The organism is Aquabacter albus, from assembly GCF_040049275.1.
In the GTDB taxonomy this organism is placed as follows: Bacteria; Pseudomonadota; Alphaproteobacteria; order Rhizobiales; family Xanthobacteraceae; genus Aquabacter.
On record NZ_JBDZDT010000001.1, the window covers coordinates 293,641 to 319,728 of the forward strand.

Here is a 26,088-nt window from a genome sequence, read left to right on the forward strand (position 1 = left end):
TCCTCCCCTTAAGTTATCGAGCGAGGCAGCAGGCCCGCCCCGCGATCTCGTTGAATATTTTGCCCTCGGGCCGCTCGGTCACGCCGCCTTCGCGCCTCCGAGCGAGAGGATGTGCCGACAGATCCGAGCGGTGCTCCCGCCATCGGTGAGGCTTGCAAGCCGCGGCGCGATCAGCCGCAGCGCCTCGGTTTCCGGCCGGTAGCCCGGGTCCGAAGCGAGCGGAGTGAGCCAGTGGATGCCATGGGCCCGCGCCGCAAGCCGCGCGACCGCGCCGACGAGGGCGGAAGGATCGCCCCGTTCCAGCCCGTCCGACAGCACGACGACAACGGCGCCACGGGCATAGGCGGCAAAGCGCGGCACCGCGAGAAAGGCCAGCAGGGCATCGCCGATGCGCGTGCCGCCATCCCAGTCGGCGACGAGGCCGGAAGCCTCGCTGAGCGCGTGCTCGCGCCGACGCCGGCGCAGCGCGCGCGTCACGCGGGTGAGCCGGGTGCCGAAGGTGAAAGCCTCCGCCCGCGGCGCGGCCTGGATGACGGCGTGGGCCAAGGCGAGGTTGGCGTCGCTGCGCTGCTTCATGGAGCCAGAGACGTCGATGAGCAGCAATATGGGGCGCGGGCGGGTGACGCGCCGGAGCTTCTTCAGGCTCATCACCTCGCCGTCATGGCGGATGGCGTCCTTCAGGCTGCGGGCAAGATCGACCGTGGGCCCGCGCCGCGCGGCGCGATGGCGATAGCCCCTGCGGCGCGGCAAGGCGGCCGGCAGCGCCCGCCCGAAGCGGCGCAACGTCTCGCTCTCGTCCATAGTCCGCAGGCGCCGCAGGGACAGCGCCTCGGCGCCGGTCGCAGCCTGCCCGGTCTCATTGATCTCCTCGGCGATGAGGATTTCGCGGGAACCGGAATCCTCCTGGACCGACATCTCCTCGTCCGGCGCCCAATCGTCCTCGCCCGGCTCGGCAAAAGCGCCGAGGAAATGCATGTCGAACAGCGCGTCGAAACGGTCCCGCTGCTCGGGATGGGGGGCAAGCGTCGCCACCGCCGCCTTGCGCACGTGCGCGATGCTGCGCGGGCCGAGCAGTTCCACGGCCATCAGGAACGCCGTGGTCTGTTCGGGCGCGACGGCAAAGCCGTTTCCGCGCAGCAGCGTCGGAAAGGCGACGAGCGGGCGCGCGGCGGCGGGGAGCGGCGCGATCATGCCGCCAGTCCCGGAATGATCAAAGGCAGGCGCGGACGCAGATGGACGAGATCCTCCTCGTCCTTGATGGCCGCACCGAGCGAGCGCCGGAACGCCTCCGGCCAGGGCGCCCCGCTGTGCGCGAGCGCGGTGGCGGCTTCCGCCCAGTCCACCGCCTCGGCCACGCCCGGGGGTTTCGCGAGCGGCTCCTGCCTGAGCAGCCCCACCGCATGGACCACGGCCCTCGCCGTGCTCTCCGCCACGGCGGAGGAGCGCAGCATGATGATCTGCGCCTCCCGCTCCGCCTCGGGATAGGCGATGTAGTGATAGACGCAGCGCCGCCGCAGCGCTTCGTGCAGTTCGCGAGTGCGGTTCGAGGTGAGGACCACCACCGGCCGCTCCGCTGCGCGCAGCGTTCCGCGCTCCGGGATGGAGATGGAGAAATCGGAGAGGAATTCCAGAAGGAAGGCCTCGAACTCATGGTCCGAGCGGTCGATTTCGTCGATGAGGAGGACAGTGGAGTCCGGCCGCCTGAGCGCGGTCAGCATGGGCCGCTCGATGAGAAAATCGTCGCGATAGATGTCGAGGCTCTCGCCCTCGCGCGCCTGCCGGATGGCCAGCATCTGGCGCGGATAGTTCCACTCATAGAGCGCGGCGGCCGCGTCGATGCCCTCGAAGCATTGCAGTCGGATGAGCTGGCGTCCGAGAATGCCGGCCAACGCCTTGGCGGCCTCGGTCTTGCCGACGCCGGGCGCGCCTTCCAGCAGCAGCGGCTTGCCCAGCGCGAGGGCGAGATAGCCAGCGGTGGCGATGCCGTCGTCCGCCAGATACATGGCCGCGCGCAGCGCCTCGGCCAGGTCCTCGGGGCTCGAAATGCCGGAGACGGTGGTGCGCAGCGTCATGCCGTCACCGCCAATTGACCGGGCCGCCACGGCGCGGCTGCGGGCGCACGCCGCCATTGGCGCGGATAGCCTTCAGGATCTTCTCGGGCGTGATGGGCAATTCGTCCACGCGCACGCCCACCGCGTTATAGATCGCGTTGGCGATGGCCGGCAGCACGGGGTTGGCGCACATCTCGCCCGGCCCCTTGCCGCCGAAGGGGCCATCCGGCGCCGGCCGCTCCAGCACCGTGACGTGGTAGGGCGCGATGTCCCCCGGCCCCGGCATCAGATATTCGTTGAAGTCGCGCGGGCCGTGGTCGGGATTGGGATAATAGGGCTCCGGCGTCTCATAGAGCGCGTGGCTGATCCCCATCCAGGCGCCGCCCACGAGCTGCTGCTCCACCATGCGCGGATTGATGACGCGGCCAAGCTCATAGGCACTGGTCATCCGCAGCACCGTGACCTCGCCGGTCTCGTCATCCACCGTGATGTCGGCGACAAGGCAGGCATGGGCGAAATCGGTGTTGGGGTTCATCTCGCCGGTCTCGGCATCCACCGCCGAGAGGGGAATGAGGAAGATGCCACGCCCGGCAATGGTGCGGCCCTGCTTGAACTGGGCGGCCTGGGCGGTGGCCTTCACCGTGATGCTGCGCGAGGGCGCGCCGCGCACATGGATGTTGCCGCGCCCGTCGGTGACGAGGTCGGCGGCATTGACCTCAAGCTCCTCCGCCGCCGCCTCCATCAGCACGCCGCGCGCCTCGCGGGAGGCGGCGATGACGGCGTTGCCCATGCGGTGCGTGCCGCGGGAGGCGAAGCTGCCCATGTCGTGGGGGCCGGTATCGCTGTCGGCGGTGTCCACATAGACGTCCTCGATGGGCACGCCCAGCGTCTCGGCGGCGATCTGGCGGCTCACCTGCTTCATGCCCTGGCCGAGATCGATGGCCGAGAGCGCGACGGTGAACTTGCCGTCCGGATTGGAATGGACCAGGGCCTGGCTCGGGTCGCCGCCGAGATTCATGCCGATGGGATAATTGACCGAGGCCATGCCGCGGCCTTCATGGCGCGCCATCTCAGCGCCTCCTCGTGCCGAAGACGGAAGAGAACCGCACCGCGCCATGCTGCGTCTGCGCCGGAGCGGGCGGAGAGGCGGCAGGAGCGGGCGGCGACTGATAGGCCGGCGGTGGTGGTTGGATCGCTGCCGGCTGGTACGGTGGCTGCGCCGGCTGATAAGACGGCGGAGGGGGGACGACAGGCCGTGCCGGCTCGTAGCGGGGCACTTGCATCGGCGCTGGCCGGTTGTCGCGGGCCCCCTCGAACACCGGCCGCTTGGTCAACGGAATGCGCATCGTGCCGGCGGGCAGGACCTGCGTCGTGGGGCCGCCGCGCGTGTCGGGCCTACCGATCTGGCCGCTCTGGTCGACCGGCGTCGCCGGGATCTGCGCCCGCTCGCCGACGCCGCCGCCGACAACGGAGGACTGGCGCTTCGCCTGTTCGGAGATCGGCCAGTTCGCCTTCTCCGCCGCCACCTGCACGCATTCGATGAGCGCGGTGTTCTTGGCGGCGCGGCGGTGCGCCTTCATGTCCCCATCGCGATAGGCGTTGAGGATGCGGAACTCCATGGGGTCCATATTGGCCGCCTCGGCGAGGCGATCCATCTGGACCTCGATGGCGAAGTCCACGGCGGTGACGCCGAAGCCGCGCATGGCGGTGGAGGGGCAGCGGTTGGTGTAGCTGACATAGATGTCGGAGGAGACGTTCGGGATCGAGTACGGGCCCGGCACATGGGCGGTACACTTGATGGCCGCATAGCTGGACAGGCGGGTATAGGCACCGGCGTCGAAATAGCTGCGGATGTGGCGGGCGATGATGCGTCCGTCCCGCATCAGTCCGTCCTTGACAAAGATGCGCTCGGCGCCGCGCGGCGAGCCGGAAAGCATCTCCTCCTCGCGATCGAGCACGTAGCGCACCGGCTTTCCAGTGAGCATGGCGCCGAGCACGGCGAGGGGCTCGGTGAGCGAATCCACCTTGCCGCCGAAACCGCCGCCCACCGTGCCGCCGATGAAATGCAGCCGGTTGGATTCCAGGTCCACGATCTTCGCCGTAGTGCCCAGCGAGAAGAACAGGCCCTGCGCGCAGGTGTGCACCACATAGCGGTCATTGTGCTCGGGCGCGGCGATGGTTCCGTTGGTCTCGGTCGGCGCATGCTCGATGGGAGACATCTGGTAGCGCTCTTCCATCACGATGTCGGCCTGGGCGAAGGCCCGCTCCACATCGCCGAAGCGGAGCTTCTGGTGGTCGAAGCGGTCGTGATATTCGAAGTAATTGCCGGGATAGGTCTCGTTGACCACGGGCGCGCCGGGCTTCAGCGCCTCCTCCACATCGAAGACCGGCACCAGGGGCTCGTAGTCTATGCGGACCAGCTTGCGCGCCGAAAGCGCCGCTGCCTCGCTCTCGGCGATGATGGCCACCACCGGCTCGCCCTTGTAGCGGACCTTGTCCACGGCCAGCGTCGGCTCATCGTCCTTGCCGAAATTGATCAAGCTGAGCAGCGTGTTCTTGTTCACCGGCACGTTGGCGCCGCGCAGCACCTTCTTCACCCCTGGCGCCCGCTCGGCGGCCGAGACATCGATGGAGCGGATGCGGGCATGATGGTGAGGGCTGCGCACCACCTTCAGATGCAACAGCCCGTCGAAGGCATGGTCATCGAAAAAGCGCGTGCGGGCCGTGACATGCCCGGGCATATCCTGGCGCTGCACGCCCTTGCCGACGACATTGAGATTGTCGTCGCGCTCGTCGGCGAAGATGTCCTTGCGCATCTCCAGCATGGCAGCCTCCTTCAGGCCCGTCTTGCGCCGGGGGCGGCGGCAGCGGCTAGGATCGCCGCGATGATCGGCTCGTAGCCGGTGCAGCGGCAGATGTTGCCGCTGATCCCGTCGATGACCTCCTCGCGGGTGGGGTTGGGGTTCTTCGCCAGAAGCGCCCGCGCGGCGGTGAGCATGCCGGGCGTGCAGAAGCCGCATTGGGCCGCGAAATGGTCCATGAACGCCTCCTGCAGCGGTTGAAGGTTCGGCCCGTCTGCCATGCCAGAGGCGGTCTCGATCTGGCGGCCCTCGCATGTCACCGCCAGCGTCAGGCAGGAGAGGTGCGGCTCGCCGTCGATCAGCACGGTGCAGACCCCGCACGTGCCCTGCCCGCAGCCATATTTCGGGGCGAAGTCGCCGAGGCCGCGCCGGAGCATGTCCAGCAGCGTTCCGGCCGGATCGACGAAGGTGGCGCGGTCGGCCCCATTGAGGCGGAACTGGACCGGGAGCTTGGCCATGATCGTCTCCTCAACGGGGCTCGCCGGCCAGGAGCCGGCCGAGATGAACGGGCAGGATCTCGCGCCGGTACCATTCGCTGGCGATGGCATCCGTGGCCGGCCGGCAGCCTTCCAGGGCCGCCTGCTTCGCTGCCTGGATGGCGGCCGCATCGAGCGGCTTGCCTTCCAGCGCGCGCTCCACGCCGCGGGCGCGCATGGGCGTCGGTGCCATGGCGCCATAGGCGACACGCGCCGGCGCCACACGCCCGCCGGAGAGCGGCAGGTGCGCGGCGATGGAGAGCACCGAAATGCCCTTCGGCTTCACCCGGCTGACTTTCCGGAAATGCAAATCGGACGGGTTCTGCGGCCGGGCGAACTGGACCGCCGTGACCAGCCCCTGCCCGCCCCGCTCGCGCCCGGCAAGGAAGTCCTCCAGCGGCACCGCCCGGCCGGAGCCATAGCCCGCCTGAAGCACCACCTGGGCATCGAGCGCGAGAAGCGCCACGGTGAAGTCGCCATAGGGCGTTCCGGCGAAGAGATTGCCGCCGATGGTTGCCATGTTCCGGATCGCCGGCCCGCCGATGCCGCGCGCCGGCCCGTGCAGATAGGCGAGATCCCGGCTGGCGAGCACCATGGCCATGGTCACGCCGGCGCCAATCTCGACCCGCGCGCCGCTCACGCTCATCTGCCGGAAGGCCGGATCGGTGACGCGCACCAGCGTGCCCTCCGTCAGCCGGCCTTCATTGACGTCGCGCATCACCAGCGTGCCGCCGCCGATCAGCAGCGCTTGCCGGTCGCCGGAGAGGATGCCGGCCGCTTCCGAAAGGCTCGCGCAGCTTCTCACGTCGAGCATTTCAAGCCTCCTCGCGGGCGATCTGCGGCAGGCGGCGGACCGCTTCGATGCCGTTGGTGTAGACCTCGTCGCCGACGATCTGCGCCAGTTCCGCCTCCCGCCCCGGCGGCGTGGTGAAGCGGCTCTCCCAGTGCCAGAAGCTCCGGTTGCCGTCCGTCACCGGAAGCAGCCGCACATGCGCCACGTAGTTGAAGAGCGGGATCGGCGTGTCCAGCAGGCAATAGCTGAAGGTCATCTCAAGATCCGAGAGGGTGAGGAGCTGCTCGCGCAGCTCGCTGCCGTCGCGCAGGAGGAAGCGGCGCACGCAGCCCACCCGGTCGGATGGGTTGGCGCGCTCGATCTCGCTCCAGGCGACGATCGGGTGCCATTTGTCATGGCCGTTGAAGTCGCGCAGGAGTGACCAGAGCCGGTCCACCGGCGCGTCGATGATCGTGCTGCGGACGACATGGGGCATGGTCACCCCCCGAATGCGCGCTTGAGGGCATCGAATCCGCCTTGGAACACGTTGCCGCCGATGCCGCCGACGAGTTCCGTCTCGCGCTCCGGCGCGCAGTCAAAATCCGCTGACCATTCGATGAAGGTCCGCTCCTGATCGGTGATGGGGGTCAGCCGGAGCGTCGCCACATAATTGGTCAGTGGCATGGGCGAATCGAGGATCGAATAGGTGCAGAACATGTCGTAGTCCGACAGGCCGAGGAGCTGCTCGCGCAGCCGGTCGCCGTTCCGCAAGGCGAAGGCGCGGATGCAGCCCACCTTGTCGGCCGGTTCGCCATTCTCGATGCGGCTCTCCGCGATGGCGGGGTGCCAGTTCGGCAGGCCGTTGAAGTCCCGCACGCGGGCCCAGACCTTGACGGCGGGAGCGCCGATGACACTTGAGACGTAGACGCGAGCCATGGTCCTACCTCACGCCTTCTCTGCCGGGCCAGCGCCGCCGTCGGAGCCTCCGCCCGACCCGCCACCCGACCCGCCTTTGGGCTTCGCCGGCTGCGCATCCTTGGCGACGCGCTGCATGTCGGAGGCCTCGCGCATGAGCCCGCCCATCTTGGCGAGGTTCCCGCCTTCGATGCCGATCTCCTTCAAGACCTGATCGATCATGGGCGCCTGCACTCGGTAGCGCAGCGCGGATTCTATCACCTCGTCGGTGGGCGAGCGCGCCGCGCCGCCCGTGCCGCTCATCCCCGCGAGCCCGTCCACATGAAGGATGCGGATGCCCTCGATCTTCTCCATGGGCTTCACGCTCTCGCGTACGATCCCCTCGATCTTGTCGAGCAGCCGGCGGCGGAACATTCCGTAGCGGGCGCCGTCGCTGAGCACGTTCTCCGCCTCGTAGAGGAGCTTCTGCGCCTCGGCCTCCACCGCGCGGCGGACCTTCTCGGCCCCGGCCGCGATACGGGATTCTTCCGCCGCCTTCTCGGCGAGCGTGATCTCGACACTCTTGCGCCGCTTGGCCGTCTCGCTTTCGCGGACGGTCTTGACCTGCTCCTCCGCCTCCACCGCCTTGGCGCGGGCGATCTCGGCATTGGCCTGCGCGGCGGATTCCTCCAGGGACTTCGCATAGAGGGCGATGGCCTTGTCCATGGCGGCGGACTCCACATCGCGCTCGCGCTCGATCTCCAGCTTGCGCAGTTCGCGCTGGCGACCGACGCGCGCCTCGTCCAGACCCCGGTCGGAGGAGATGCGGGCCCGCTCCACCTCCTCGTTGGAGGCGATCTGCGCCTCCTGGAGCGCCTGGGTGCGGGCGATCTCCAGCTGCTCCAGCGCCCGGCGCCGCTCGATCCGCGCCGCCTCCAGCCCTTGCTCGCGGGCGATGTCCACGGTCTCCACCTGCTGGCGCGCCGTGATCTCGGCCTGGCGCAGCGCCTTGTCCGCGTCGGTGCGCTCCACCTTCTTGGCGGCCAGCACGATGGCGCGATCTTCCTCGGCCACCTCGACGGCCTTCTTCTGGGCGATCTGCAGCATCTCGCGGGTCTTGGCGGAGTTGATCTTCTCCTCGTCGAGACCAAGCTCGGTGGCGATCCGCTGGCGCTCCACCACGTCGCGGCGTTTCAACTCGGCGGCTTCGAGATTGGCGTTGCGCCGGATCTCCAGTTCCTTCGTGGCGAGTTCGGCGGCGATGCGCTCGGCCGCCACCACCTTCTCCTGCGCGATGCGGGCGGCTTCCGTCGCCTCGCGGGCGGAAATCTCCGCGGTGTCGATGGCCTGGTTGCGGGCGATCTCCAGGTTGCGGATCTCCTCGTCGCGCCGGATGCGATCGCCGGAGACGGTCTTCTCCTGCTCGATGCGGGCTTTCTCGACGGTTTCGCGCGCGGAAATCTCCGCTGCCTCGAGGGTCTCCGTCCGCCCGATCTCCAGCAGGCGCTTGCTCTGCTCCTGCGCGATGCGCTCCGCCGTGATCACGTTCTCCTGGGCGATCCGCGCCTTCTCCACCGCCTCGCGCGCGGCGATCTCGGCCTCGTCCAGCGATTTGTTGCGGGCGATCTGGAGCGCGCGCAGCCGCTCCTCCTGGGCGATGCGGGCGGTCTCCACCGCCTCCTTCGCGGCGATATCCTCCTGATCGATCGTGCGGGTGCGCTCGATCTCGCGGTTGCGCACCTCCTGCTCGCGGACGATGCGCTCGGCATTCACCGCAGTCTCTTGGAGAATGCGGGCCTTATCGGTTGCCTCGCGGGCGGCGATCTCCGCCCCCTCTAGCACCCGGGTACGTTCGATCTCCTTCTGCCGGATGTCGCGCTCGGAAGCGATGCGGGCGGTGTTGATGGCCTGATCGTTGGCGATGCGCGCCTTCTCCACCTGCTCGCGGGCGACGATCTCGGCCTCCTCCACAGCCTGGGTGCGGGCGATCTCCTGCTGGCGGATATCCCGCTCCGAGGCGATGCGCGCCTCGCTGATGGCGCGCTCATTGGCGATGCGCGACTTCTCGATCTCCTCGCGGGAGGTGATCTGCGCCTGCTCCGCCTCGGTGTCGCGCACGGCGCGCTCGCGGGCCACCTCGGCGCGCTGCACGGCGCGCTTGATCTCGATCTCGCGCTGCTGCTCCAGCCGCGCCCCCTCGCTCTCGCGCTCGATGTCGAGCGCCTGGCGCTCGGCTTCGAGATTGCGCGTGCGGATGCGGATCATCGCATCCTGCTCGATGTCGTTGCGCAGCTTCCGCTTGTCCTCGATCTCCTCGATGATGCGCGTCAGGCCCTCGGCATCGAAGCGGTTGGACGGGTTGAAGAATTGCAGGTCGGTCTGGTCGAGATCGGTGAGCGCCACCGATTCCAGCACGAGGCCGTTCTGGTCGAGCGCCTCGGCCGCGGCATCCTTGACGCGCTGGACATAGGTGCCGCGCTGCTCGTGCATCTCCTCCATGGTCATCTCGGAGGCGACGGTGCGCAGCGCCGAGATGAATTTGCCCGAGAGCAGCGCATTGAGCTGGTCCGGCTGGAGCGTGCGCCGGCCGAGCGTGGCGGCGGCCACCGAGACGGCTTCGCGCTGGGGCCGCACGCGGACATAGAATTCGGCGTCGATATCCACGCGCATGCGGTCGCGGGTGATGAGCGCGTCATTGTTCGCCCGCGTCACCGCGAGCTGGAGCACGTTCATGTTCACCGGCGTGACGTCGTGGATGATGGGCAGCACGAAGGCGCCGCCATTGATCACCACCTTTTCGCCGAACAGCCCGGTGCGGACGAAGGAGACCTCCTTCGAGGACCGGCGATAAAGCCAGTTCACCAGATAGACGATGATGGCGATGATGATCACCGCCACGATCAGCCAGAGGATCAGCGATCCGATCAGCTGTCCCGTCATGTCCTCATCCTCCCGCCCGTGTCAGGGTCATTTCGCTTTGCCGGCCTTGCGCGCCGGCTTGGTTTCTTGCGTGCTGCCGATCCGCTTGAAGGCGCGGACCTGATCGCGGATCGCCACTTCCACCGGCAGGCGCTCCATGGAAGAGGCGCCATAGAAGCCGTGGCAGTTCGCGGTACTTCTCATGATGAAGTCTGCATCGGCCGGCTCGGCCACCGGCCCGCCATGGACCAGGATGAGCGCATCCTTCTTCACCTTGAGCGCCGCCTTGGCCCAGCGATCCACCAGCGTCGGGCAATCCTGAAGCTTCAGCGCGGTCTCCGCGCCGATGCTGCCGCCGGTGGTGAGCCCGAGATGGCAGACGATGATGTCCGCGCCCGCCTGCGCCATGGCGCGGGCGTCGTCTTCACAGAAGACGTAAGGCGTGGTCAGCAGCCCCTTGGCGTTGGCGAGGGCCACCATCTCGACCTCCAGGCCGTAGCCCATGCCGGTCTCTTCGAGATTCTGGCGGAAGACGCCGTCGATCAGGCCCACCGTCGGGAAGTTCTGGACGCCGGCAAAGCCGATCCGCTTCACCTCATCCAGGAAGACATCCATGCGGCGGGACGGGTCCGTGCCGCAGATTCCGGCGATGACGGGCGTCGCCTTAACCACCGGCAGCACCTCGGCCGCCATCTCCATGACGATGGCGTTGGCATCGCCATAGGGCATCAGCCCGGAGAGCGAGCCGCGCCCGGCCATGCGGTAGCGGCCGGAATTGTAGATGACGATGAGGTCGATGCCCCCGGCCTCCTCGCACTTGGCCGAAAGGCCCGTGCCGGCGCCGCCGCCGACAATGGGCTCGCCGCGCGCGACCATGGCCCGGAAGCGCTTGAGGAGGGTGGCTTTGTCGAAGCTTGCCATGGGTTGCCTATCGTTGCGCCGCACGCTCGCGGCGCCGGCCGGCATGCAGCGTGCGGAACTGCTGCGCCAAAGCGGCGGCGAAGGCGGGATCGTTGATGTGGAGCGGCAGCCGGATGAGCTGGCGGTTGGTGGTGACGCGCACGGTCTGAACCAGCGCCTGGACGAGCGCAGCGTCCGCCGCCGGGTCGTGGAAGGGCTGGCCCGGTGCATCGAGCGCCGAGACGCCCAGCTCCGGAATGAGGAAGCGCACCGGCCCTTCCATCTGGTTCAGCCGCTCGCCGATCCAGCGGCCCATGCGGGCATTCTCTTCCGCCGTCGTGCGCATGAGCGTGATCTGCGGGTTGTGCGCATAGACCCTGCGGCCGCGATAGCGCTCGGGCACGGTCTCGGGCGCGCCGAAATTCACCATGTCCAGCGCGCCCACCGAGCCCACATAGGGGATGCGGGTGCGGATGACCGCGCCGAAGCGATCCTCGGTGGCCGGCAGGATGCCGCCCATCATCATGTCGCAGATCTCGGTGGTGGAGATGTCGATCACCGCGCCGACGAGCCCGGACTCGATCAGCTTCTCCATGGCCCGCCCACCCGTGCCGGTGGCGTGGAAGACCAGCGGCTCCCACTCGGCCTCGATGAGCTTTGCGACCTGCTGCACGCACGGTGTGGTGACGCCGAACATGGTCAGCCCGACGAGCGGCTTCTCGGCCGTCTCCCGGCGGCGCGGCGCCTCGCGCCGCAGCTCCGCGAGCCGTGCCTTCGCCATGGCGGCCATGGCGTGGGCGCCGTTGCCCAGGACGAGGCGCGAGACCCGGTTGAGGCCCTGCACGTCCGTGACCGCATGCACCATGGCGATGTCGGTGGCGCCCACATAGGCGCGCACATCGCCGGAGGCCATGGTGGAGATCATCAGCTTGGGCAGGCCCACCGGCAGCTCCTGCATGGCCGGCGTCACCATGGCGGTGGCGCCCGAACCGCCGGCCGAGATGATGCCGATCACGCCCTCCTGGCGCGGCAGCCACGCCTTAAATGCGTCCGTCATGGCTGCCACCGCCGTGCCGCGATCGCCCGAGGCGATGCCGGCGGACCCCCGAGGATGGGCAAGCGCCACCTCCTGCGGGCTCACGTCGCCGCCGGCGCTGCGCCCCGAAGTGGACAGGTCCACCAGGCGGGTCCGCAGGCCCTCAGCGCGGATGAGATCGCGGATGAAGCGCAGCTCATCGCCCTTCGTGTCCAGCGTGCCGGCGATGACCACATAAGGCTCGCCGAGGACAGCGGCAGCCAGCGGCCGGACGTCACCCACGGGGCGGCCGTCGCGCGTTGCCAGCGTCGGGCGCGAGACGGTGCGGGCCTGCGCCTCGATGCGGGCCGCCGGCACAGGCTGCGACCAGCGCGTCGGGATCACGGGATTGGAGAGATAGACCCGCGTCGGCCCCTGCGGCACAGGCGCGGCGGCCGGAGCCGCCCCGTTGCCCGTGCGGGCCTGCACCACCGCATCGGTCTCGTCATGGCCGTGGCGGCCGACGCCGAGGAGGCGCTGCTGAAGCTCGCGGTCGCCGGCGAGGGTGGCGGACGCGATGATGCGGTTGATCCGGCCATTGACCATGATGGCCACCGGATCGGACATCTGGGTCGCGACGCCGATATTCTGCTCGATGACGAGGATGGCGACATCGCCATTCTCGGCGAGCCGCACCAGCATCTCCTCCACATGGGCGACGATGACAGGCGCAAGCCCTTCGGTGGGCTCGTCCATGACCAGGAGGCGCGGATTGAGCAGCAGCGCGCGGCTGATGGCCAGCATCTGCTGCTCGCCGCCGGAGAGCTGGGCGCCGCCGTTGTTGCGCCGCTCGGCGAGGCGCGGAAACACCTCGTAGATGCGCTCGGGCGTCCAGGCACCGCGCTTGCCCCGCTGCATCACCCGCAGATGCTCGTCCACGGTGAGCGAGCGCCACAGGCGCCGGCCCTGCGGCACATAGCCGACGCCGAGGCGCGCCACCTCCGCCGGGGAACGGCCGGCAATCTCCTCGCCGAAGAAGCGGATGGAGCCCGAGGAGATGGGCACGAGCCCCATGATGGCCTTGCACATGGTGGTCTTGCCCATGCCGTTGCGGCCGACAACGGAGAGCACGCCGCTCTGCAAGGTGAGATCGACGCCCTGCACGGCATGGGACCGGCCATAGAAGACGTTCAGCCCTGCGATCTGGAGGATGGGGATGCCCGCGGCGGGCGGGGCTTTCAGGCGCTCAGCCATGGGCGCCCCCGAGATAAAGCTCCTGCACCTCGGGATCGGTCTCGATCTCTTCCGGCCGGCCTTCCTTGAAGATGCGGCCGTTGTGCATCATCGTCACGCTCTCGACGACGCGCAGCGCAACATCCATATCGTGCTCGATGATGATGTAGCCGATATGGCCGGGCAGCGAGGTGAGGATGTGGACGAGGTCGCGCCGCTCCGTGGGCGAGAGCCCCGCCGCCGGCTCATCGAACAGGATGAAACGCGGCGCCCCCGAAAGGGCCAGCGCGATCTCCAATTGGCGCTGCTGCCCATAGGCGAGTTCGCCCACGAGGCGGTCCTTCACGGGCGCCAGATGCACCGCATCCACCAGCCCCTCGGCGGCATGGACGAGCGCATCGTCGCGGCGCGGGCGCAGGAGGGAGAAGCGGTTGCGGGAGACGCCCCGGCAGGCGAGGTAGACATTGTCCATCACCGAAAGACCGGCGAAGAGCGAGGAGATCTGGTAGGTGCGCCTAAGGCCGCGGCGGATGCGCTCGTGGGGCGGGAAGGCGGTCACGTCCTCGCCAAAGAAGCGGATGATGCCGGAAGACGGCGGAAAATCGCCGGTGATGCAATTGAACAGCGTGGTCTTGCCCGCGCCGTTCGAGCCCAGCACCGCCCGCCGCTCGCCGGGGCGCACGGAGAGGGTGATGTCGGATAGCGCGGCCAGCGCCCCGAACAGGCGCGAGACGCCGCGCAGCTCCAGCGCATTGGCCGAGCCGGCCGTGCTCAGGCTTTCCCGGGACGGCATCGCATTCATGGCGTGCCTCCGCCGATGCGCATCTGCGCGGCCTGGGTCTCGCGGCTCCGGCGATAGCGCTCGCGCAGCCGCTGCCAGATGCCCACGAGCCCGTCCGGCGAGAACAGCACGATGACGAGAAAACCCAGCCCGATGAGGAGCTGGAAGCGCTTGCCGTCGAGGCCCACCGCCTCCAGGAGGTCGAGCGAGAAGGTGCGCAGCAGCACATAGACCAGCGCGCCGATGAAGGGCCCGATGGGCCGGCTCATGCCGCCGACCACGGCGATGATCAGAACATCGACCACCGGCCCGACGCCGGCCGTGCCCGGCGAGACCTGCCGCTGGTACCAGACCAGCAGCACGCCCGCGAAGCCGGCGATCACCGAGGCGAAAGTATAGGCGGCGATCCGGTGGGCGACCACGTTGAAGCCGAGGGCCGCCATGCGCCGGGGATTGTCCCGCGTGCCCTGGAGCGCGAGGCCGAAGGGCGCGCGCGACACATAGATGACTGCGCCATAGGCGAGCGCCGCGCAGCCCAGCGTCAGATAGTAGAAGGGGACGTTGCTGCCCCAGTCGACCCCCAGGAAGACCGGCGGCGTGATGCCGTTGAAGCCGCTGAAACCATTGAAGATCGTGTAGTTCTGCAGGCACAGATAGTAGAAGGCCGAGGCGATCGCCAGCGTGATCATGATGGTGTAGATGCCCTCGGTCCGCACCGAGAGCGCCCCGCTCAGAGTGCCGAACAGCATGGCGATGAAGACCGCCACGGGCACCGCCGCCCACCAGGGCCATTTCAGGCTGATCTGGGCGATGGCGCTGTCCCCGAAGATGGCGACAAGATAGCCGGCGAACGCCGCCACCGTCATCTGCACGAGGCTGACAATGCCGCCATAGCCCGCCAGGAACATCAGGCTGAGGGCGATCATTCCGAGGATCATCGCGTAGGCGATGATCTGCACGAGCCAGAACGACGTCGCGATCAGCGGCATGACGAGCAGCAGCGCGGCGACGATCCAGAAGGCCGGCCCCTGGCGGGCGATCACCTCGCCGAGCCCTTCGCGGGGCGGGGCGTGCTGGCCGATGGGGCGGATGTCGGTGATGGCCATGGTCAGCGCCTCGCCGCCAGGCCCTGCGGCCGGATCGCCAGCACCGCGACCATGATGATGAAGGTCAGCATCACGGCGTAAGTGGGCATGTAGACGGAGCCGAACTGCTCGGCGAGGCCGACGATGAGCGCGCCCATGGCCGCGCCGGGGATCGAGCCCATGCCGCCGACGATGACCACCACCAGCGAGGAGAGGAGGATCTTCGTGTCCTCCCCCGGCTGGAGCGACTGGAAGGTGCCGCCGACGACGCCCGCGAGCCCGGCCAAGCCCGCACCGAAGGCGAAGACCAACACGAAGATGAGCTGCACGCGCACGCCCGTCGCGGAGAGGATGTCGCGATCATCGACGCCGGCGCGCACCAGCATGCCGATGCGCGTGCGGTTCAGCGCCAGCCACATGACGACGCCGACGATGATCGCGCCCATGAGGATGGCGATGCGCACGAACGGATAGGTCATCATGACCGCTTCGCCGTTGCTGCGCAGGCCGACCATGAAGGGCAGCTGCACCGGGCCGGCCAGCCATTCCGGCGTCGTCACCTGATAGGTGTCGCCGCCATAGTTCCAGAGCAGCAGGTCGGCGACGATGATGGAGAGGGCGATGGTCACCAGCGTCTGCCGCAGGTCCTGCCCCTCCATCCAGCGGAAGAGGAGCACCTGCATCAGGATGCCCGCCAGGGCGACGATGATGAAGGCGACGATGAGCGCCACCAGCCAGGAGCCGGTCAGATGGCCGATGCTGTAGCCGATATAGCCGCCGAGCAAATATAGCGAGCCGTGGGCGAGGTTGACGTTGCGCATCAGGCCGAAGATGAGCGTGAAGCCGCTGGCCACCAGGAAATAGAGCGCGCCGAGGGTGATGCCGTTGAACAGCGCGCTGAGGAACACGCGCTTGCGCCCGAACGTCGCCTCCATTTCCGGCGTCCAGACCGCGAAGACGAGCCACAGGAGAAGCGCGGCCGCGACCAGGATCACGAACGACCAGATGGGGCGCCGGGCGATGAAGTCACCCATGGGCCACCTGCAGCGGGGTAAGCCCGACCGTGCGCAGCGCCCGGCGATAATCGCTCGGCGACATGCCCATATGGGCGGTGAAGAACCGGGTGAAGACGCTCTGGCACGAGAAGCCGAGCCGCGCGCTGATGCTCGTGACCGGCTCGTGCGACAGCACGATCCGGTCGAGCGCGGCGTCAACGCGGACCGTGTTCGCGAAGACCGTCGGCGTCACGCCCACCTGCTCCTTGAACAGCTTGAAGAAATGGGCCCGCGACAGGCCGGCCTCGCGGGCGACATAGGCAAGCACATGCTCATAGGACGTATGCTCCTCCAGCAGGCGACAGGCGCGCTGGACGCGCCTGTCGATGGTACATTCCGCCGGCAGGTGGATCAGCGAGGAGGCGAGCCCGGGGCCGATGGGCTCGCTGGAGGCCTGCGCCAGCGCCATCAGCACCGGCGCAAGGTTGAGCTCGCGATGCGCGGAGAGCAGCATCTCGACGGCCTTGTCGCGCCACGCCGCAAGCTCGCGGGTGACCACCAGCTCGGAGGACGGGAAGGCGAGCGAACCCGGCGGCGTCATGGTCTGCGCCGCCAGCCATTCGGGCTTGAGATAGACCACGAGGAAAAGTCCGCACGCGCCGCAGCTCTCCGGCATGAAGCTGTGTGGCTCCCAGGGATTGACGGCGGCTCCCATGAAGGGGTCGGCGCGGAACGCGCGGCCGTTGACGTTCACGAGCCCGCATCCGCCTTCCAGATAGAAGATCAGATGGGCCTCTCGGTGGGCATGCAAGACCAGCGGACGATCGAGGGCGTAGATCGACACCCGGCCGAACGGCCCGTGGCAAACCGCGACTGCGCGACTCATGGCTCCTCGCGTACAGTGTGGCGAGCGGCGCCTCTTCCGGCATGCCCCGCCTGATGCCGCACGCAAACGCGCGGGCGACACCGTGAACCGGTACGGAACGATGGTCGGAAGGGGCGCTTGCGAGCCGCGCCCCATTCCGGGGATGGTGTGCTCAGCCGCTTACGGCTTGCACTCCGGATTGGTCCGCGAGGGCAGCCCCACGGCCTTGAAGGCTTCCGGCGACAGGCCCAGGGTCTCCGGGACGTCGGGCACAGTCTTCACGAACTTGTTGGTCAGATCGCCGTTCGGCAGTTCGGCGACCTCGGTGATGAAGGTCGTGGCGATGGCCTGCCGGTTTGCGTCCAGCTTGACCTTGCCGTTCGGGGCGTCGAGTTCAGTCTTGGCCAGTTCGGCCCGCAACTTGGCGCCGCCATCGGACAGGTCGCCATTGACCTTGTCCATCGCCTTCGCGAGCGCGTTGAACGCGTTGTAGTAATTGGTGGCGAAGAGCGAGGGGCTGGCGAAGCGCTTGTCGGCCGGGAAGGCTTCCTGATAGGCCTTCACCCATTCCTTCCAGCGCGGATCGTCCCAGGCGTCCGCGACGCCGCCGGACGAGGGCGTGCCCACCAGCAGCTTCTTGGCGGCGCCGCGCGACGACAGCACGGTCTGGTCCACCATGATGGAGCCGCCGATGAACTTCGCCTTGCCGCCGGTCTGGCTGTACTGGTTGAGGAAGTTCACCGCATCGCCGCCGCCGAGGCCGAGGAAGACGGCATCGACGTCATCGGGGATGTTGGCGATCACCGAGCCGAAGTCCTTCGTTCCGAGCGGGACCCACTGGCGCTGGACGATCTGGCCGCCGGCCTTGCAATAGCCTAGGGCGAAGCCGAAGACCTGCGTATAGGGAAAGGAATAATCCTCCCCGATCACGGCGACTTTCTTGTAGCCCTTGTCCTTGAAGACATATTCGCCGAGGCCCGCCATCCACTGCGCGCCGTCGCTATTGAACCGGAAGAAGTTCGGCGATGGATTGACATAGGTCGTCTCGAGCGCACCGGACGAGCCGTTGATCATGACGAGGTTCGGCACCGTCTTGCTATAGTCGCGCATGGCGATGCCTTCGGACCCCGACAGGGGACCGATGATCAACTGGACCTTGTCCTGCTCGACGAGCTTGCGCGCTGCGCGCAGCGCGGAGTCCGGGCTGGCGTCGGTCGCAACAATGATGAGCTCGATGTCACGGCCGGCAATCTTGTTGTTTGCCTGCTTGGCGGCGATCTGCACGCCGCGCACGCCGTCTTCGCCGCCCGAGGTCAGCGCACCCGAAAGGGTCGCCATAACGCCGATTTTCAGTTTTTCTTGAGCTTGGCCGCTCGAAGTGGATGCCATTAAACAGCAGGCCGCGACGGCCGCCATAAGCGCCTTCCGCATCGTATTCCCTCCCTGCATACCCGGCCACGTCGAAGGTTTGCACGACGAAGCCGATGGCGGAGTTTTTTTATTCCGCTCTAACCTTACGGTACCACAGGGCGACCGGCTGCCAAGATCGCAAACATTGCTGAGGGTCTGCTTTTCGCGATGCCCGGCCTATTTTTCCGGCCTTTGTTCGGGCCGCTTCGAAGGAAGTTCGACCGCAAGGCGGGTGTTCAGAGCCTGGATGCGCACCTTGATACAGAGGTAAATCCCGCCCCTGCAAAGCGCCGAAGATATCTGGGCTGTGGCCAAGCTTTCGTGAGATGGATCCACGATCCACCCTCAGACACGCCTCTTGGCTAATGCTGGAGCACGGCACGATGTTTGCCGGAATATTAAAGAGGCGCATCGGAAATATGCCACTCCCGATGACTTCCATCGGCATCTTCATAAGAAAGACATCGATGATATTCTACTATAGCCTGTAGTCTCGGGCCGCCCGCCCGAATGGGCTGCAATCGCCTCTCTTGACTTGGGGCGCGGGCGCACCTAACGATCGCACAACAATGCAAAAAAATTTTCGTTATCCGAAATTTTCGGTGCGGTGGAGGAAACGATGATCAAGCGGCGGGATTTTCTGGCTTCCTCGGCGGCCCTTGTCGGGGCAGCGATCGCCCCTTCCATGCTGTGGGCGGACACGAAGGGCTTCCCCAATCGCCACATTCGAATGGTCGTCCCCTTCGCACCCGGCGGCGGCGTGGATGTCTTCGCCCGGCTGATCGCCCAGAAGCTGAAGGATCTGAAGGGCTACACGGTCATCGTGGAAAATCGCAGCGGCGCCAATGGATCCGTCGGCGGCAATGCCGTCCGGACGTCCGATCCGGACGGATATAGCATCCTGTTCTCGGCGGGCACGCAGGTGATGACCAAGAGCGTCATGAAGACGCCGCCCTACGATCCCATCGCCGACTTCACACCCATTGCACGGGCCGGCGAGGCGCCGATGATCCTGGTGATGTCGCCGAAGCGGCCACAGAACACCCTCGCCGAGATCATCGCAAACGCCCGCACGCAGCCCAATGAGTGGAATTTCGCGACCTCCGCCCTGGGGTCTCCCGGCCACCTCGCCGAACTTGAATTCAACCGGCTGGCAAAACTCAATCTCGATATCATTCCCTATCGCGGGACAGCCCCCGGATTGGTGGACGTTTCAGCCGGGCACGTTCAGCTCATGATCGATCCGGTCCTGGCCCTGCTCCCGTCCGCCCAAGGCGGGAATGTCAAAGCCATTGCCCTGACATCCGCAAAGCGCAGCAGCCTTGCCCCCGATGTGCCCACCGCCGCGGAGAGCGGGCTGCCCGGCCTCGACCAGGCGTCGTGGTACGGGGTGTGGGGGCCGAAGGGCCTGCCGGATGACCTCGTCACGCTGCTGAATGCCGCCATCAACGAGGCCGTGCAGTCCCTGGCCGAGAGCGGCCAGCTTGCGAAAATCGGCATTGAGCCCGCCACCGAAACGCCGAAGCAGTTCGATGCCTTCCAGCGCAGCTACCTTGAGAAAGGCAGCGAATTGCTGAAGGCCGCAAACTTCGAGCCCATCTAGGTTTTCCAGCCACCAGACCGGCGGGCGCTGACGCGCCCGCACGGGGTGCGGGGACGCGCTACCAGGGACGCGTGACCATCGCGATGATCCCGCCGGCGTCGAAGGCGCGCCCGAGATCCCGGGTGGAAACCAACAGCGGACCAAGAACATTCCGCTGTAGGTCTTCCAGGCTCGCGCGGACCGACGGCGCCGCCACGCTGATGGCCCCGACAGGGCGGCCGTCAGCATCGAGGACGGGTGCCGCGATAATCAGAAGCCCATTCTGTATCAATGAGCTGGCGAGATAGTAGCCCTTCTCGCGGATGCGCTGCAGCTCCTCGTCCAGACCCGGATCGAGCCTGGGCTCCGCATCGGACTTGGAAGCCGCCTTGATGGCCGCCAAACGCTCGCTGGGGAGATAGGCCAGGATCGCCCGGCCGATCACCGAGGTATGAGCGGGAATGGTGGTTCCGATCTGGATATCAACACCGAGCCTGGCAAATCCGGCGCGCACCCGCTCGACATACAGCACCTGGTGCCCCTCCAGCACCGCAAAGCTCGCGGCCTCGCTGGTATCGCTGACAAGCGCGCGCAGAAAGGGCCGCACCATGTCGCGGACGTCCCGCCTGGCGATGGCCCGGTGGCCGAGGTCCAGAACCTTCAGGGTCAGCGCGAAGCGGCGCCCCTCCAGCCGCTTCACATAGCCGTCTTCGACCAAGGTGTTCAGCATGCGGAAGCAGGTTCCGGCATCGAGGCCGCTCCCGCGCCCGATCTCGCTCAGCGTCAGCGGCGCATCGGACTGCGCGATGGTCTCCAGAATGCGCAGTCCCTTGGACAGGGATTGGACGGCGCTTTTCCGATCCGCGACCCGCTCGGCACCCGGACCCTCCGTCACTGAACTCACTTGGGTAACCTCTCTCGTATCGTCAAAGGCTTCTTTTAACCCCAATTACGTTGCCGGTCCCGTTGACAACGCAAGCGCATTCTACAATGTTATCCGAAATAAAATTCGGATTCCGAAAAAATTTAGGAGAGGCGATGCGAGACGCGATTTCGATGGGGATCGGACGAAGGGGTATATCCATGGTATCCGGCCGCATGTCGGCGCGGACGACCCGATCGTCGGCACCGTCGCGCTTCGTCTTCGCACGTCCCCGCGCGCGCCACTGAACAGCCCTCATGCTGACGGCGGAGAGCCGCTGCGCTGCCCCTCCCCGCCACATCCCTCTTCGCCAGACCCAAAGGAGTTCCAGATGAAGTTCGCCTCGTTCCATATCGATGGCCGCCCGACCTATGGTGCGGTCGATGGCGAGATCATCGCCGAGGTGACCAGCGAGCACCGGCAGGCCTATGCGGACCTGCGCGCGGCCATTGCATCGGATCGGCTGACCGAGATCGGCCAGGCGGCTCTGGCGAGCGGCAAGCGGCACCCGGTCGGCGGCATCCGCCTCGACCCGGTGATCCCGAACCCGGACAAGATCATCTGCGTCGGGCTCAACTACGAAAGCCATCGCCTGGAGACGAAGCGGCCGGACAGCGCCTATCCCTCCATCTTCCTGCGCTTCGCCGACACCCAGATCGGCCACGATGCACCGACCATCCTCCCCCTGAGCTCGACCCGCTTCGACTATGAAGGGGAGCTCGCGGTGGTGATCGGCAAGGGCGGCCGGTACATTTCAGAGGCTGACGCCCTCGACCATGTCGCCGGCTATAGCTGCTACAACGACGTCTCCGTCCGCGACTGGCAGCGCCACACGCACCAGTTCACGCCCGGCAAGAACTTCCCAGCCACCGGCCCCTTCGGGCCCTTCCTGGTGACCCCTGACGAAGTGGGCGATCTCGCGCCGCTGCGCATCACCACCCGCCTCAATGGCGAGGTCATGCAGGATGCCCATTTCTCGCAGCTCATCTTCTCTGTTCCGCACATCATTTCCTACGTGTCCGGCTTCACGGAGCTGCGGCCGGGCGATGTGATCGCCACCGGCACGCCGGGCGGAGTCGGCGACCGCCGCGAGCCGCCCCACTACATGAAGGCGGGGGACGTCGTCGAAGTGGAGATCGAGCGCGTCGGCCTCCTGCGCAACCACGTGGAAGCCGAGAAGAGCGCGGTCTGAGCCGCGTCGACATTCAACGGCGGGGAAGGTCCAAGAACCACCGTCATGGCCGGGCTTGTCCCGAAGTCGGATGTTTCCGACTTCGGTTCATCAAGTGGGGAAGTCGGCAACAGCCGACTTCCCGGCCATCCACGGGGCTCCGCCAGGTGGATGCTTAAGGGAGAGCCGTGGATGCCCGGGACAAGCCCGGGCATGACGGGAGCATCAAACGGAAACCGCCGACACATTGAACGTCGATGCTGCCTAAGGGAGAAACATCGCAATGGCCGCCGCACCTGACGTGACATCGAACACCTTGCGCATCGCCGTGGATATCGGCGGCACCTTCACGGACCTTGCCGCCTTCGACGAGGCGACCGGAGAGCTTCGCTTCGGCAAGGCGCTGTCGACCCATGGCGCGCTCGTCAACGGCATCCAGCACACGCTGCTGGATGCCGACGTCAAGGTCGATGACGCCTATCTCTTCCTGCATGGCTCGACCATTGCCATCAACACGCTGCTGGAGCGTTCCGGCGCGAAGACCGCGCTCCTGATCACCGAAGGCTTCCGCGACATCTACGAGATCGGCCGCGTCAACCGGCCGGACGCCTACAATCTCTTCTTCTCGAAGCACGAGCCTCTTGTCCGGCGGTCCCTGCGCTTCGAGGTGCCGGAACGCCTGCGGGCCGATGGCGCGACCCATCGCAAGCTCGACGAGGACGCCGTCCGCACGCTCGTGAAATCGCTCGCGGACCGCGAGATCGAATCCGTCGCGGTGCTGCTGCTGCATTCATACCGCAACCCCCAGCACGAGATCCGGGTGAAGCAGATCGTCCAGGAGGAGCTGCCGGGCGTCTTCGTGTCCGCCTCCCACGAACTGTCCCAGGAATACCGGGAGTTCGAGCGTGTCTCGACGGTGGCGGCGAACGCCTATGTGGGGCCGCGCGTCGCCGCCTATCTCGGTGAGCTGGAAGACCACCTCCAAGCCAGCGGCTTCAAGGGCACCTTCTATGCGGTCCAGTCCACGGGCGGCCTTTTCCCCGTGGAACATGCCCGGCGCGAATGCGTGCGCATGCTGGAATCAGGCCCCGCCGCCGGCGTCATCGGCGCGCAGGCCATCTGCACGCAGCTTGGCCTGCCCGACGCCATCGCCTTCGACATGGGCGGCACCACCGCCAAGGCCGGCGTGATCAGCGAGGGACGTCCGCTGACCACCGGCAGCGCCCTCATCGGCGGCTATGAGCGCGCGCTGCCGATCCAGATCCCCATGATGGACATCTTCGAAGTGGGCACCGGGGGCGGAAGCCTTGCGCGCGTCGGCGAGGGCAATGCGCTCCGGGTCGGCCCCCAAAGCGCGGGCTCCATGCCGGGACCGGCCTGCTATGGGCGCGGCGGAACGGAGCCCACCGTCACCGACGCCAATTTGCTGCTCGGCCGGCTGGACCCGGAGCACTTCCTCGGCGGCGCCATGGCGCTCGACGTCGAGGCGGCGCGCAAGGCGATGAGCGATGTGGCCGACCGGCTCGGGCTCGATCCCATCAAGACGGCCGAAGGCATTCTGCGCATCGCCATCACCGCCATGTCCTACGCGGTCAAAGCAGTCACCACCGAGCGCGGGCTGGATGCAGGCGCGTTCACCATGGTCGTCTATGGCGGCGCGGGGCCGCTCCACGCCTCCGCCATCGCCCGGGAAATCGGCATCAAGCGGGTCCTGATCCCGTTTGCACCCGGCCACTTCTCGGCCTTCGGCATGCTGTTCAGCGACCTGCGCTATGATTTCGTGCGCTCCTGCTTCCGCAAGCTCGCCGAGGTGACCTTCGAGGAATTGGAGGACATCTATCGCGGCATGGAGGACGAGGGTCGGGCGGCCATCGCCGGCTCTGTGGTGCGGCCGGAAAGCGTGCGCGTCGAGCGCGCGGCCGACATGCGCTATGTCGGCCAGGAGCACGCGGTGACGGTGGACCTGCCCGAAGACCTGTTCCTGAACGCCGATCACGCGGCCTTCAAGCGGCGCTTCGACGAGGTCCATGCGGTGCGCTATGGAACGTCCTCGCCGTCCGAGGCCTGCGAGATCGTGAGCCTGCGCACCACGGTTCTCGGCGTCATGGCAAAGCCCGCGCCGCGGACCGTGCCTGAAGGCGGCGAAGAGCCCACGGCGGACGCCGTCCGCATCGTCAAGCCGGTCTTCTTCGGCGACCGCTTCCACGACACGCCCGTCTACAGCCGCACGCACCTGAAGGCGGGCAACCGCCTCTCCGGCCCGCTGCTGGTGGAGGAGCACGCCTCCACCACAGTCGTGGCGCCCGGCGACGAGCTCGTCGTCGATCGGTTCGGAAACCTCGTCATCGCTATCGGGAGCGCCCGCTCATGAGCACGGAGCCGCAGACACCGGCCATCGACCCCATCACGGTGGAGATCATCCGCAACGGCCTCCTGGCCGTGACGGAGGAGATGAAGACCAATTTGATGCGGACGGCCTACAACCTCATCATCTATGAGGCGCTGGACTTCACCGTCGGCCTGTTCACCACCAAGGGCCAGACCATCTCCATCGGCCTCGGCCTGCCCATGTTCATCCGCGGCATGGCGGAGACCGTGAAGGCCAAGATCGCCCATTACGGGCTGGAGAACATCCATCCCGGCGACATCCTCGTCACCAACGACGCCTACACCACGGGCAGCCATCTCAACCACTTCACCTTCACCCAGCCGATCTATTTCGAGGGCGAGCTGGTGGCGTTCGCCTGCTGCATGGCGCACTGGCTCGATGTGGGCGGCACGCTCGGACAGGTGACGACCGATATCTTCTCCGAAGGCATCCAGATCCCTATCGTGAAGTATCGCCGCGGCGATGTGGTGAACCAGGAGCTGGTCGACATCATCGCCATGAACGTGCGCCTGCCGGAGCGCGCCATGGGCGATCTGCGCGCCCAGATCACCGCCATCACCACCGGCGAGCGGCGCTTCGTCGAGCTGGTGAAGCGCTACGGCAAGGATGCGGTGCTCGGCGCGGTCGACATATTGATGGACCAGTCGGAGGCCATCGCCCGCGCGAACACCCGCGCCATTCCGGACGGCGTCTACGAGGCGGAATCCTTCATGGACGACGACGGCGTGGAGGTGGGCCAGCGGGTCCCCATCCGCGTGAAGGTGGAGAAGCGCGGCGATGAGATGACCATCGATCTCTCCGACGTCAGCCGGCAGGTGCGCGGCTTCTACAATTCCGGCTTCACCACCGGCATCGCCTGCGCCCAGGTGGCCTTCAAGTGCCTGACGACGCCCACCGAATATCCGGTCAATGACGGCAGCTTCAGGAACCTGAAGGTGATCATGCCCATGGGCCGGGTCATCAGCGCCGAGCGGCCCTTCCCCATGCGGGTCTGGATGACCTATCCCATGACCGTGATCGACACGATCTTCAAGGCGCTGGCGAGCGCCATTCCCGATCGCGTCGCGGCTGGCCACCATGCGGATCTGGTTTTCCCGAACATCCACGGCGTCTCGCCCGCGGATGGGCGCCTCTTCATCGTCGGCATCGGCCCCCTGGGCGGCGGGTGGGGCGCGAAGGCGAACGAGGACGGCGTCTCGGCCACCGTCTGCATCAATGACGGCGACACCCATAACAGCCCGTCGGAGCAGCTGGAGGCCAAGTATCCCGTTCTGGTGGAGCGCTATTCGCTGCGCGAGGACAGCGCCGGCGCGGGCCGCACGCGCGGGGGGCTCGGCGCGGAAATGGTCGTCCAGGCGCTCTCGCCCTTCTCGCTGACCACCCGCATCGACCGCATGCATTGCAAGCCCTGGGGGCTCGATGGCGGCGGCGATGCCATGGGCAACGGCATCGGCATCCGCCGCAACGGCCAATGGGAAGCGGAACTGCCCAACGCCAAGATCTTCGGCGTCCGGCTGGGCCGCGGCGATGCTTACATGATGCAGTCCGGAGGCGGCGGCGGCTTCGGCGATGCCCTCGCCCGCGATCCCGAGAAGGTCGCGGATGATGTCCGCGAGGGCTATGTTAGCCGAGCTGCTGCTTATCGGCACTATGGGGTCGTGGTGACGCCGGACGGCGCCCTGGACGTGGAGGCAACCGCGGCACGCCGTGCTGCCTTCGGACAGGACAGCGGCGAGGATGCCGCGTTCGAGGTCATCGCCGGATAGG

General features: G+C 67.2%; 21 protein-coding genes. 4 read left to right on the plus strand and 17 right to left on the minus strand.

Features of this window, described 5'->3' with window-relative positions; all coding sequences use genetic code 11:
- Nucleotides 1-78 precede the first annotated feature (78 nt).
- From ABLE91_RS01175 to ABLE91_RS01250, 16 genes are all read right to left on the minus strand, one after another.
- Nucleotides 79-1,191, minus strand: coding sequence for a vWA domain-containing protein (locus ABLE91_RS01175; protein WP_348927651.1), 1,113 nt, complete (start codon nt 1,189-1,191; stop codon nt 79-81).
- Nucleotides 1,188-2,072 (minus strand): AAA family ATPase, encoded by an 885-nt coding sequence (locus tag ABLE91_RS01180; protein WP_348927652.1) that lies wholly within the window; start codon nt 2,070-2,072, stop codon nt 1,188-1,190. The genes ABLE91_RS01175 and ABLE91_RS01180 overlap by 4 nt, the downstream gene beginning before the upstream one ends.
- A 4-nt stretch (nt 2,073-2,076) precedes the next feature.
- Nucleotides 2,077-3,120: a xanthine dehydrogenase family protein molybdopterin-binding subunit gene (locus tag ABLE91_RS01185; RefSeq protein ID WP_348927654.1), complete on the minus strand. Its 1,044-nt coding sequence runs from the start codon at nt 3,118-3,120 to the stop codon at nt 2,077-2,079.
- A 1-nt stretch (nt 3,121) separates the two neighbouring features.
- On the minus strand, nt 3,122-4,876 hold the full coding sequence (locus tag ABLE91_RS01190) for a xanthine dehydrogenase family protein molybdopterin-binding subunit (protein ID WP_348927656.1): 1,755 nt from the start codon (nt 4,874-4,876) through the stop codon (nt 3,122-3,124).
- An 11-nt stretch (nt 4,877-4,887) separates the two neighbouring features.
- Complete coding sequence (locus ABLE91_RS01195) at nt 4,888-5,370, minus strand: (2Fe-2S)-binding protein (protein ID WP_348927658.1); 483 nt, start codon at nt 5,368-5,370, stop codon at nt 4,888-4,890.
- A gap of 10 nt (nt 5,371-5,380) precedes the next feature.
- Nucleotides 5,381-6,202: an FAD binding domain-containing protein gene (locus ABLE91_RS01200; protein WP_348927660.1), complete on the minus strand. Its 822-nt coding sequence runs from the start codon at nt 6,200-6,202 to the stop codon at nt 5,381-5,383.
- 1 nt (nt 6,203) lies between these two features.
- The gene (locus tag ABLE91_RS01205) at nt 6,204-6,656 is read right to left on the minus strand and encodes an SRPBCC family protein (protein ID WP_348927662.1); all 453 of its coding nucleotides are present in this window, start codon (nt 6,654-6,656) and stop codon (nt 6,204-6,206) included.
- A 2-nt stretch (nt 6,657-6,658) separates the two neighbouring features.
- On the minus strand, nt 6,659-7,096 hold the full coding sequence (locus ABLE91_RS01210) for an SRPBCC family protein (protein WP_348927664.1): 438 nt from the start codon (nt 7,094-7,096) through the stop codon (nt 6,659-6,661).
- A gap of 9 nt (nt 7,097-7,105) precedes the next feature.
- Nucleotides 7,106-9,994, minus strand: a complete 2,889-nt coding sequence (locus ABLE91_RS01215) for a flotillin family protein (RefSeq protein WP_348927666.1) — start codon at nt 9,992-9,994, stop codon at nt 7,106-7,108.
- 27 nt (nt 9,995-10,021) lie between these two features.
- Nucleotides 10,022-10,894, minus strand: a complete 873-nt coding sequence (locus tag ABLE91_RS01220; protein WP_348927668.1) for a phosphoenolpyruvate hydrolase family protein — start codon at nt 10,892-10,894, stop codon at nt 10,022-10,024.
- 7 nt (nt 10,895-10,901) lie between these two features.
- Nucleotides 10,902-13,142, minus strand: coding sequence for an ABC transporter permease (locus ABLE91_RS01225; protein WP_348927670.1), 2,241 nt, complete (start codon nt 13,140-13,142; stop codon nt 10,902-10,904).
- Entirely contained in the window at nt 13,135-13,914 is a 780-nt protein-coding gene (locus ABLE91_RS01230) for an ABC transporter ATP-binding protein (protein ID WP_510181893.1), read from the minus strand. Before ABLE91_RS01230 ends, ABLE91_RS01225 begins: the two co-directional genes overlap by 8 nt.
- A 5-nt stretch (nt 13,915-13,919) precedes the next feature.
- Nucleotides 13,920-15,008 carry a branched-chain amino acid ABC transporter permease gene (locus tag ABLE91_RS01235; protein WP_348927674.1) on the minus strand — a complete coding sequence of 363 codons (1,089 nt, stop codon included), beginning with the start codon at nt 15,006-15,008 and terminating at the stop codon, nt 13,920-13,922.
- A 2-nt stretch (nt 15,009-15,010) separates the two neighbouring features.
- Nucleotides 15,011-16,021, minus strand: coding sequence for a branched-chain amino acid ABC transporter permease (locus ABLE91_RS01240; protein WP_348927675.1), 1,011 nt, complete (start codon nt 16,019-16,021; stop codon nt 15,011-15,013).
- On the minus strand, nt 16,014-16,868 hold the full coding sequence (locus ABLE91_RS01245) for a helix-turn-helix transcriptional regulator (RefSeq protein ID WP_348927677.1): 855 nt from the start codon (nt 16,866-16,868) through the stop codon (nt 16,014-16,016). Before ABLE91_RS01245 ends, ABLE91_RS01240 begins: the two co-directional genes overlap by 8 nt.
- A 159-nt stretch (nt 16,869-17,027) precedes the next feature.
- Entirely contained in the window at nt 17,028-18,278 is a 1,251-nt protein-coding gene (locus ABLE91_RS01250) for an ABC transporter substrate-binding protein (RefSeq protein WP_510181890.1), read from the minus strand.
- A gap of 598 nt (nt 18,279-18,876) precedes the next feature.
- On the opposite strand from ABLE91_RS01250, the gene ABLE91_RS01255 reads away from it, so the two are divergent.
- Nucleotides 18,877-19,860, plus strand: a complete 984-nt coding sequence (locus ABLE91_RS01255; protein WP_348927679.1) for a Bug family tripartite tricarboxylate transporter substrate binding protein — start codon at nt 18,877-18,879, stop codon at nt 19,858-19,860.
- A gap of 58 nt (nt 19,861-19,918) precedes the next feature.
- On the opposite strand, the gene ABLE91_RS01260 is transcribed toward ABLE91_RS01255, so the two are convergent.
- Nucleotides 19,919-20,734, minus strand: a complete 816-nt coding sequence (locus tag ABLE91_RS01260) for an IclR family transcriptional regulator (protein WP_348927681.1) — start codon at nt 20,732-20,734, stop codon at nt 19,919-19,921.
- Between the two features lie 358 nt (nt 20,735-21,092).
- On the opposite strand from ABLE91_RS01260, the gene ABLE91_RS01265 reads away from it, so the two are divergent.
- The 3 genes from ABLE91_RS01265 (at nt 21,093) to ABLE91_RS01275 (ending at nt 26,087) form a co-directional block, all read left to right on the plus strand.
- On the plus strand, nt 21,093-21,953 hold the full coding sequence (locus ABLE91_RS01265; RefSeq protein WP_348927683.1) for a fumarylacetoacetate hydrolase family protein: 861 nt from the start codon (nt 21,093-21,095) through the stop codon (nt 21,951-21,953).
- A 262-nt stretch (nt 21,954-22,215) separates the two neighbouring features.
- The gene (locus ABLE91_RS01270) at nt 22,216-24,303 is read left to right on the plus strand and encodes a hydantoinase/oxoprolinase family protein (RefSeq protein ID WP_348927685.1); all 2,088 of its coding nucleotides are present in this window, start codon (nt 22,216-22,218) and stop codon (nt 24,301-24,303) included.
- Nucleotides 24,300-26,087 (plus strand): hydantoinase B/oxoprolinase family protein, encoded by a 1,788-nt coding sequence (locus tag ABLE91_RS01275; RefSeq protein ID WP_348927687.1) that lies wholly within the window; start codon nt 24,300-24,302, stop codon nt 26,085-26,087. The genes ABLE91_RS01270 and ABLE91_RS01275 overlap by 4 nt, the downstream gene beginning before the upstream one ends.
- The last annotated feature ends 1 nt before the right edge of the window (nt 26,088 follow it).

Excerpts from the sequence above, each read along its gene's own strand:
- ABLE91_RS01185 (WP_348927654.1), bottom strand. The coding sequence starts at position 3,120 with ATGGCGCGCCATGAAGGCCGCGGCATGGCCTCGGTCAATTATCCCATC.
- ABLE91_RS01180 (WP_348927652.1), bottom strand. The coding sequence starts at position 2,072 with ATGACGCTGCGCACCACCGTCTCCGGCATTTCGAGCCCCGAGGACCTG.
- ABLE91_RS01200 (WP_348927660.1), bottom strand. The coding sequence starts at position 6,202 with ATGCTCGACGTGAGAAGCTGCGCGAGCCTTTCGGAAGCGGCCGGCATC.
- ABLE91_RS01255 (WP_348927679.1), top strand. The coding sequence starts at position 18,877 with ATGATCAAGCGGCGGGATTTTCTGGCTTCCTCGGCGGCCCTTGTCGGG.
- ABLE91_RS01205 (WP_348927662.1), bottom strand. The coding sequence starts at position 6,656 with ATGCCCCATGTCGTCCGCAGCACGATCATCGACGCGCCGGTGGACCGG.
- ABLE91_RS01275 (WP_348927687.1), top strand. The coding sequence starts at position 24,300 with ATGAGCACGGAGCCGCAGACACCGGCCATCGACCCCATCACGGTGGAG.
- ABLE91_RS01250 (WP_510181890.1), bottom strand. The coding sequence starts at position 18,278 with ATGCGGAAGGCGCTTATGGCGGCCGTCGCGGCCTGCTGTTTAATGGCA.
- ABLE91_RS01270 (WP_348927685.1), top strand. The coding sequence starts at position 22,216 with ATGGCCGCCGCACCTGACGTGACATCGAACACCTTGCGCATCGCCGTG.
- ABLE91_RS01220 (WP_348927668.1), bottom strand. The coding sequence starts at position 10,894 with ATGGCAAGCTTCGACAAAGCCACCCTCCTCAAGCGCTTCCGGGCCATG.
- ABLE91_RS01195 (WP_348927658.1), bottom strand. The coding sequence starts at position 5,370 with ATGGCCAAGCTCCCGGTCCAGTTCCGCCTCAATGGGGCCGACCGCGCC.
- ABLE91_RS01210 (WP_348927664.1), bottom strand. The coding sequence starts at position 7,096 with ATGGCTCGCGTCTACGTCTCAAGTGTCATCGGCGCTCCCGCCGTCAAG.
- ABLE91_RS01175 (WP_348927651.1), bottom strand. The coding sequence starts at position 1,191 with ATGATCGCGCCGCTCCCCGCCGCCGCGCGCCCGCTCGTCGCCTTTCCG.
- ABLE91_RS01245 (WP_348927677.1), bottom strand. The coding sequence starts at position 16,868 with ATGAGTCGCGCAGTCGCGGTTTGCCACGGGCCGTTCGGCCGGGTGTCG.
- ABLE91_RS01240 (WP_348927675.1), bottom strand. The coding sequence starts at position 16,021 with ATGGGTGACTTCATCGCCCGGCGCCCCATCTGGTCGTTCGTGATCCTG.
- ABLE91_RS01225 (WP_348927670.1), bottom strand. The coding sequence starts at position 13,142 with ATGGCTGAGCGCCTGAAAGCCCCGCCCGCCGCGGGCATCCCCATCCTC.
- ABLE91_RS01265 (WP_348927683.1), top strand. The coding sequence starts at position 21,093 with ATGAAGTTCGCCTCGTTCCATATCGATGGCCGCCCGACCTATGGTGCG.
- ABLE91_RS01230 (WP_510181893.1), bottom strand. The coding sequence starts at position 13,914 with ATGCCGTCCCGGGAAAGCCTGAGCACGGCCGGCTCGGCCAATGCGCTG.
- ABLE91_RS01235 (WP_348927674.1), bottom strand. The coding sequence starts at position 15,008 with ATGGCCATCACCGACATCCGCCCCATCGGCCAGCACGCCCCGCCCCGC.
- ABLE91_RS01190 (WP_348927656.1), bottom strand. The coding sequence starts at position 4,876 with ATGCTGGAGATGCGCAAGGACATCTTCGCCGACGAGCGCGACGACAAT.
- ABLE91_RS01215 (WP_348927666.1), bottom strand. The coding sequence starts at position 9,994 with ATGACGGGACAGCTGATCGGATCGCTGATCCTCTGGCTGATCGTGGCG.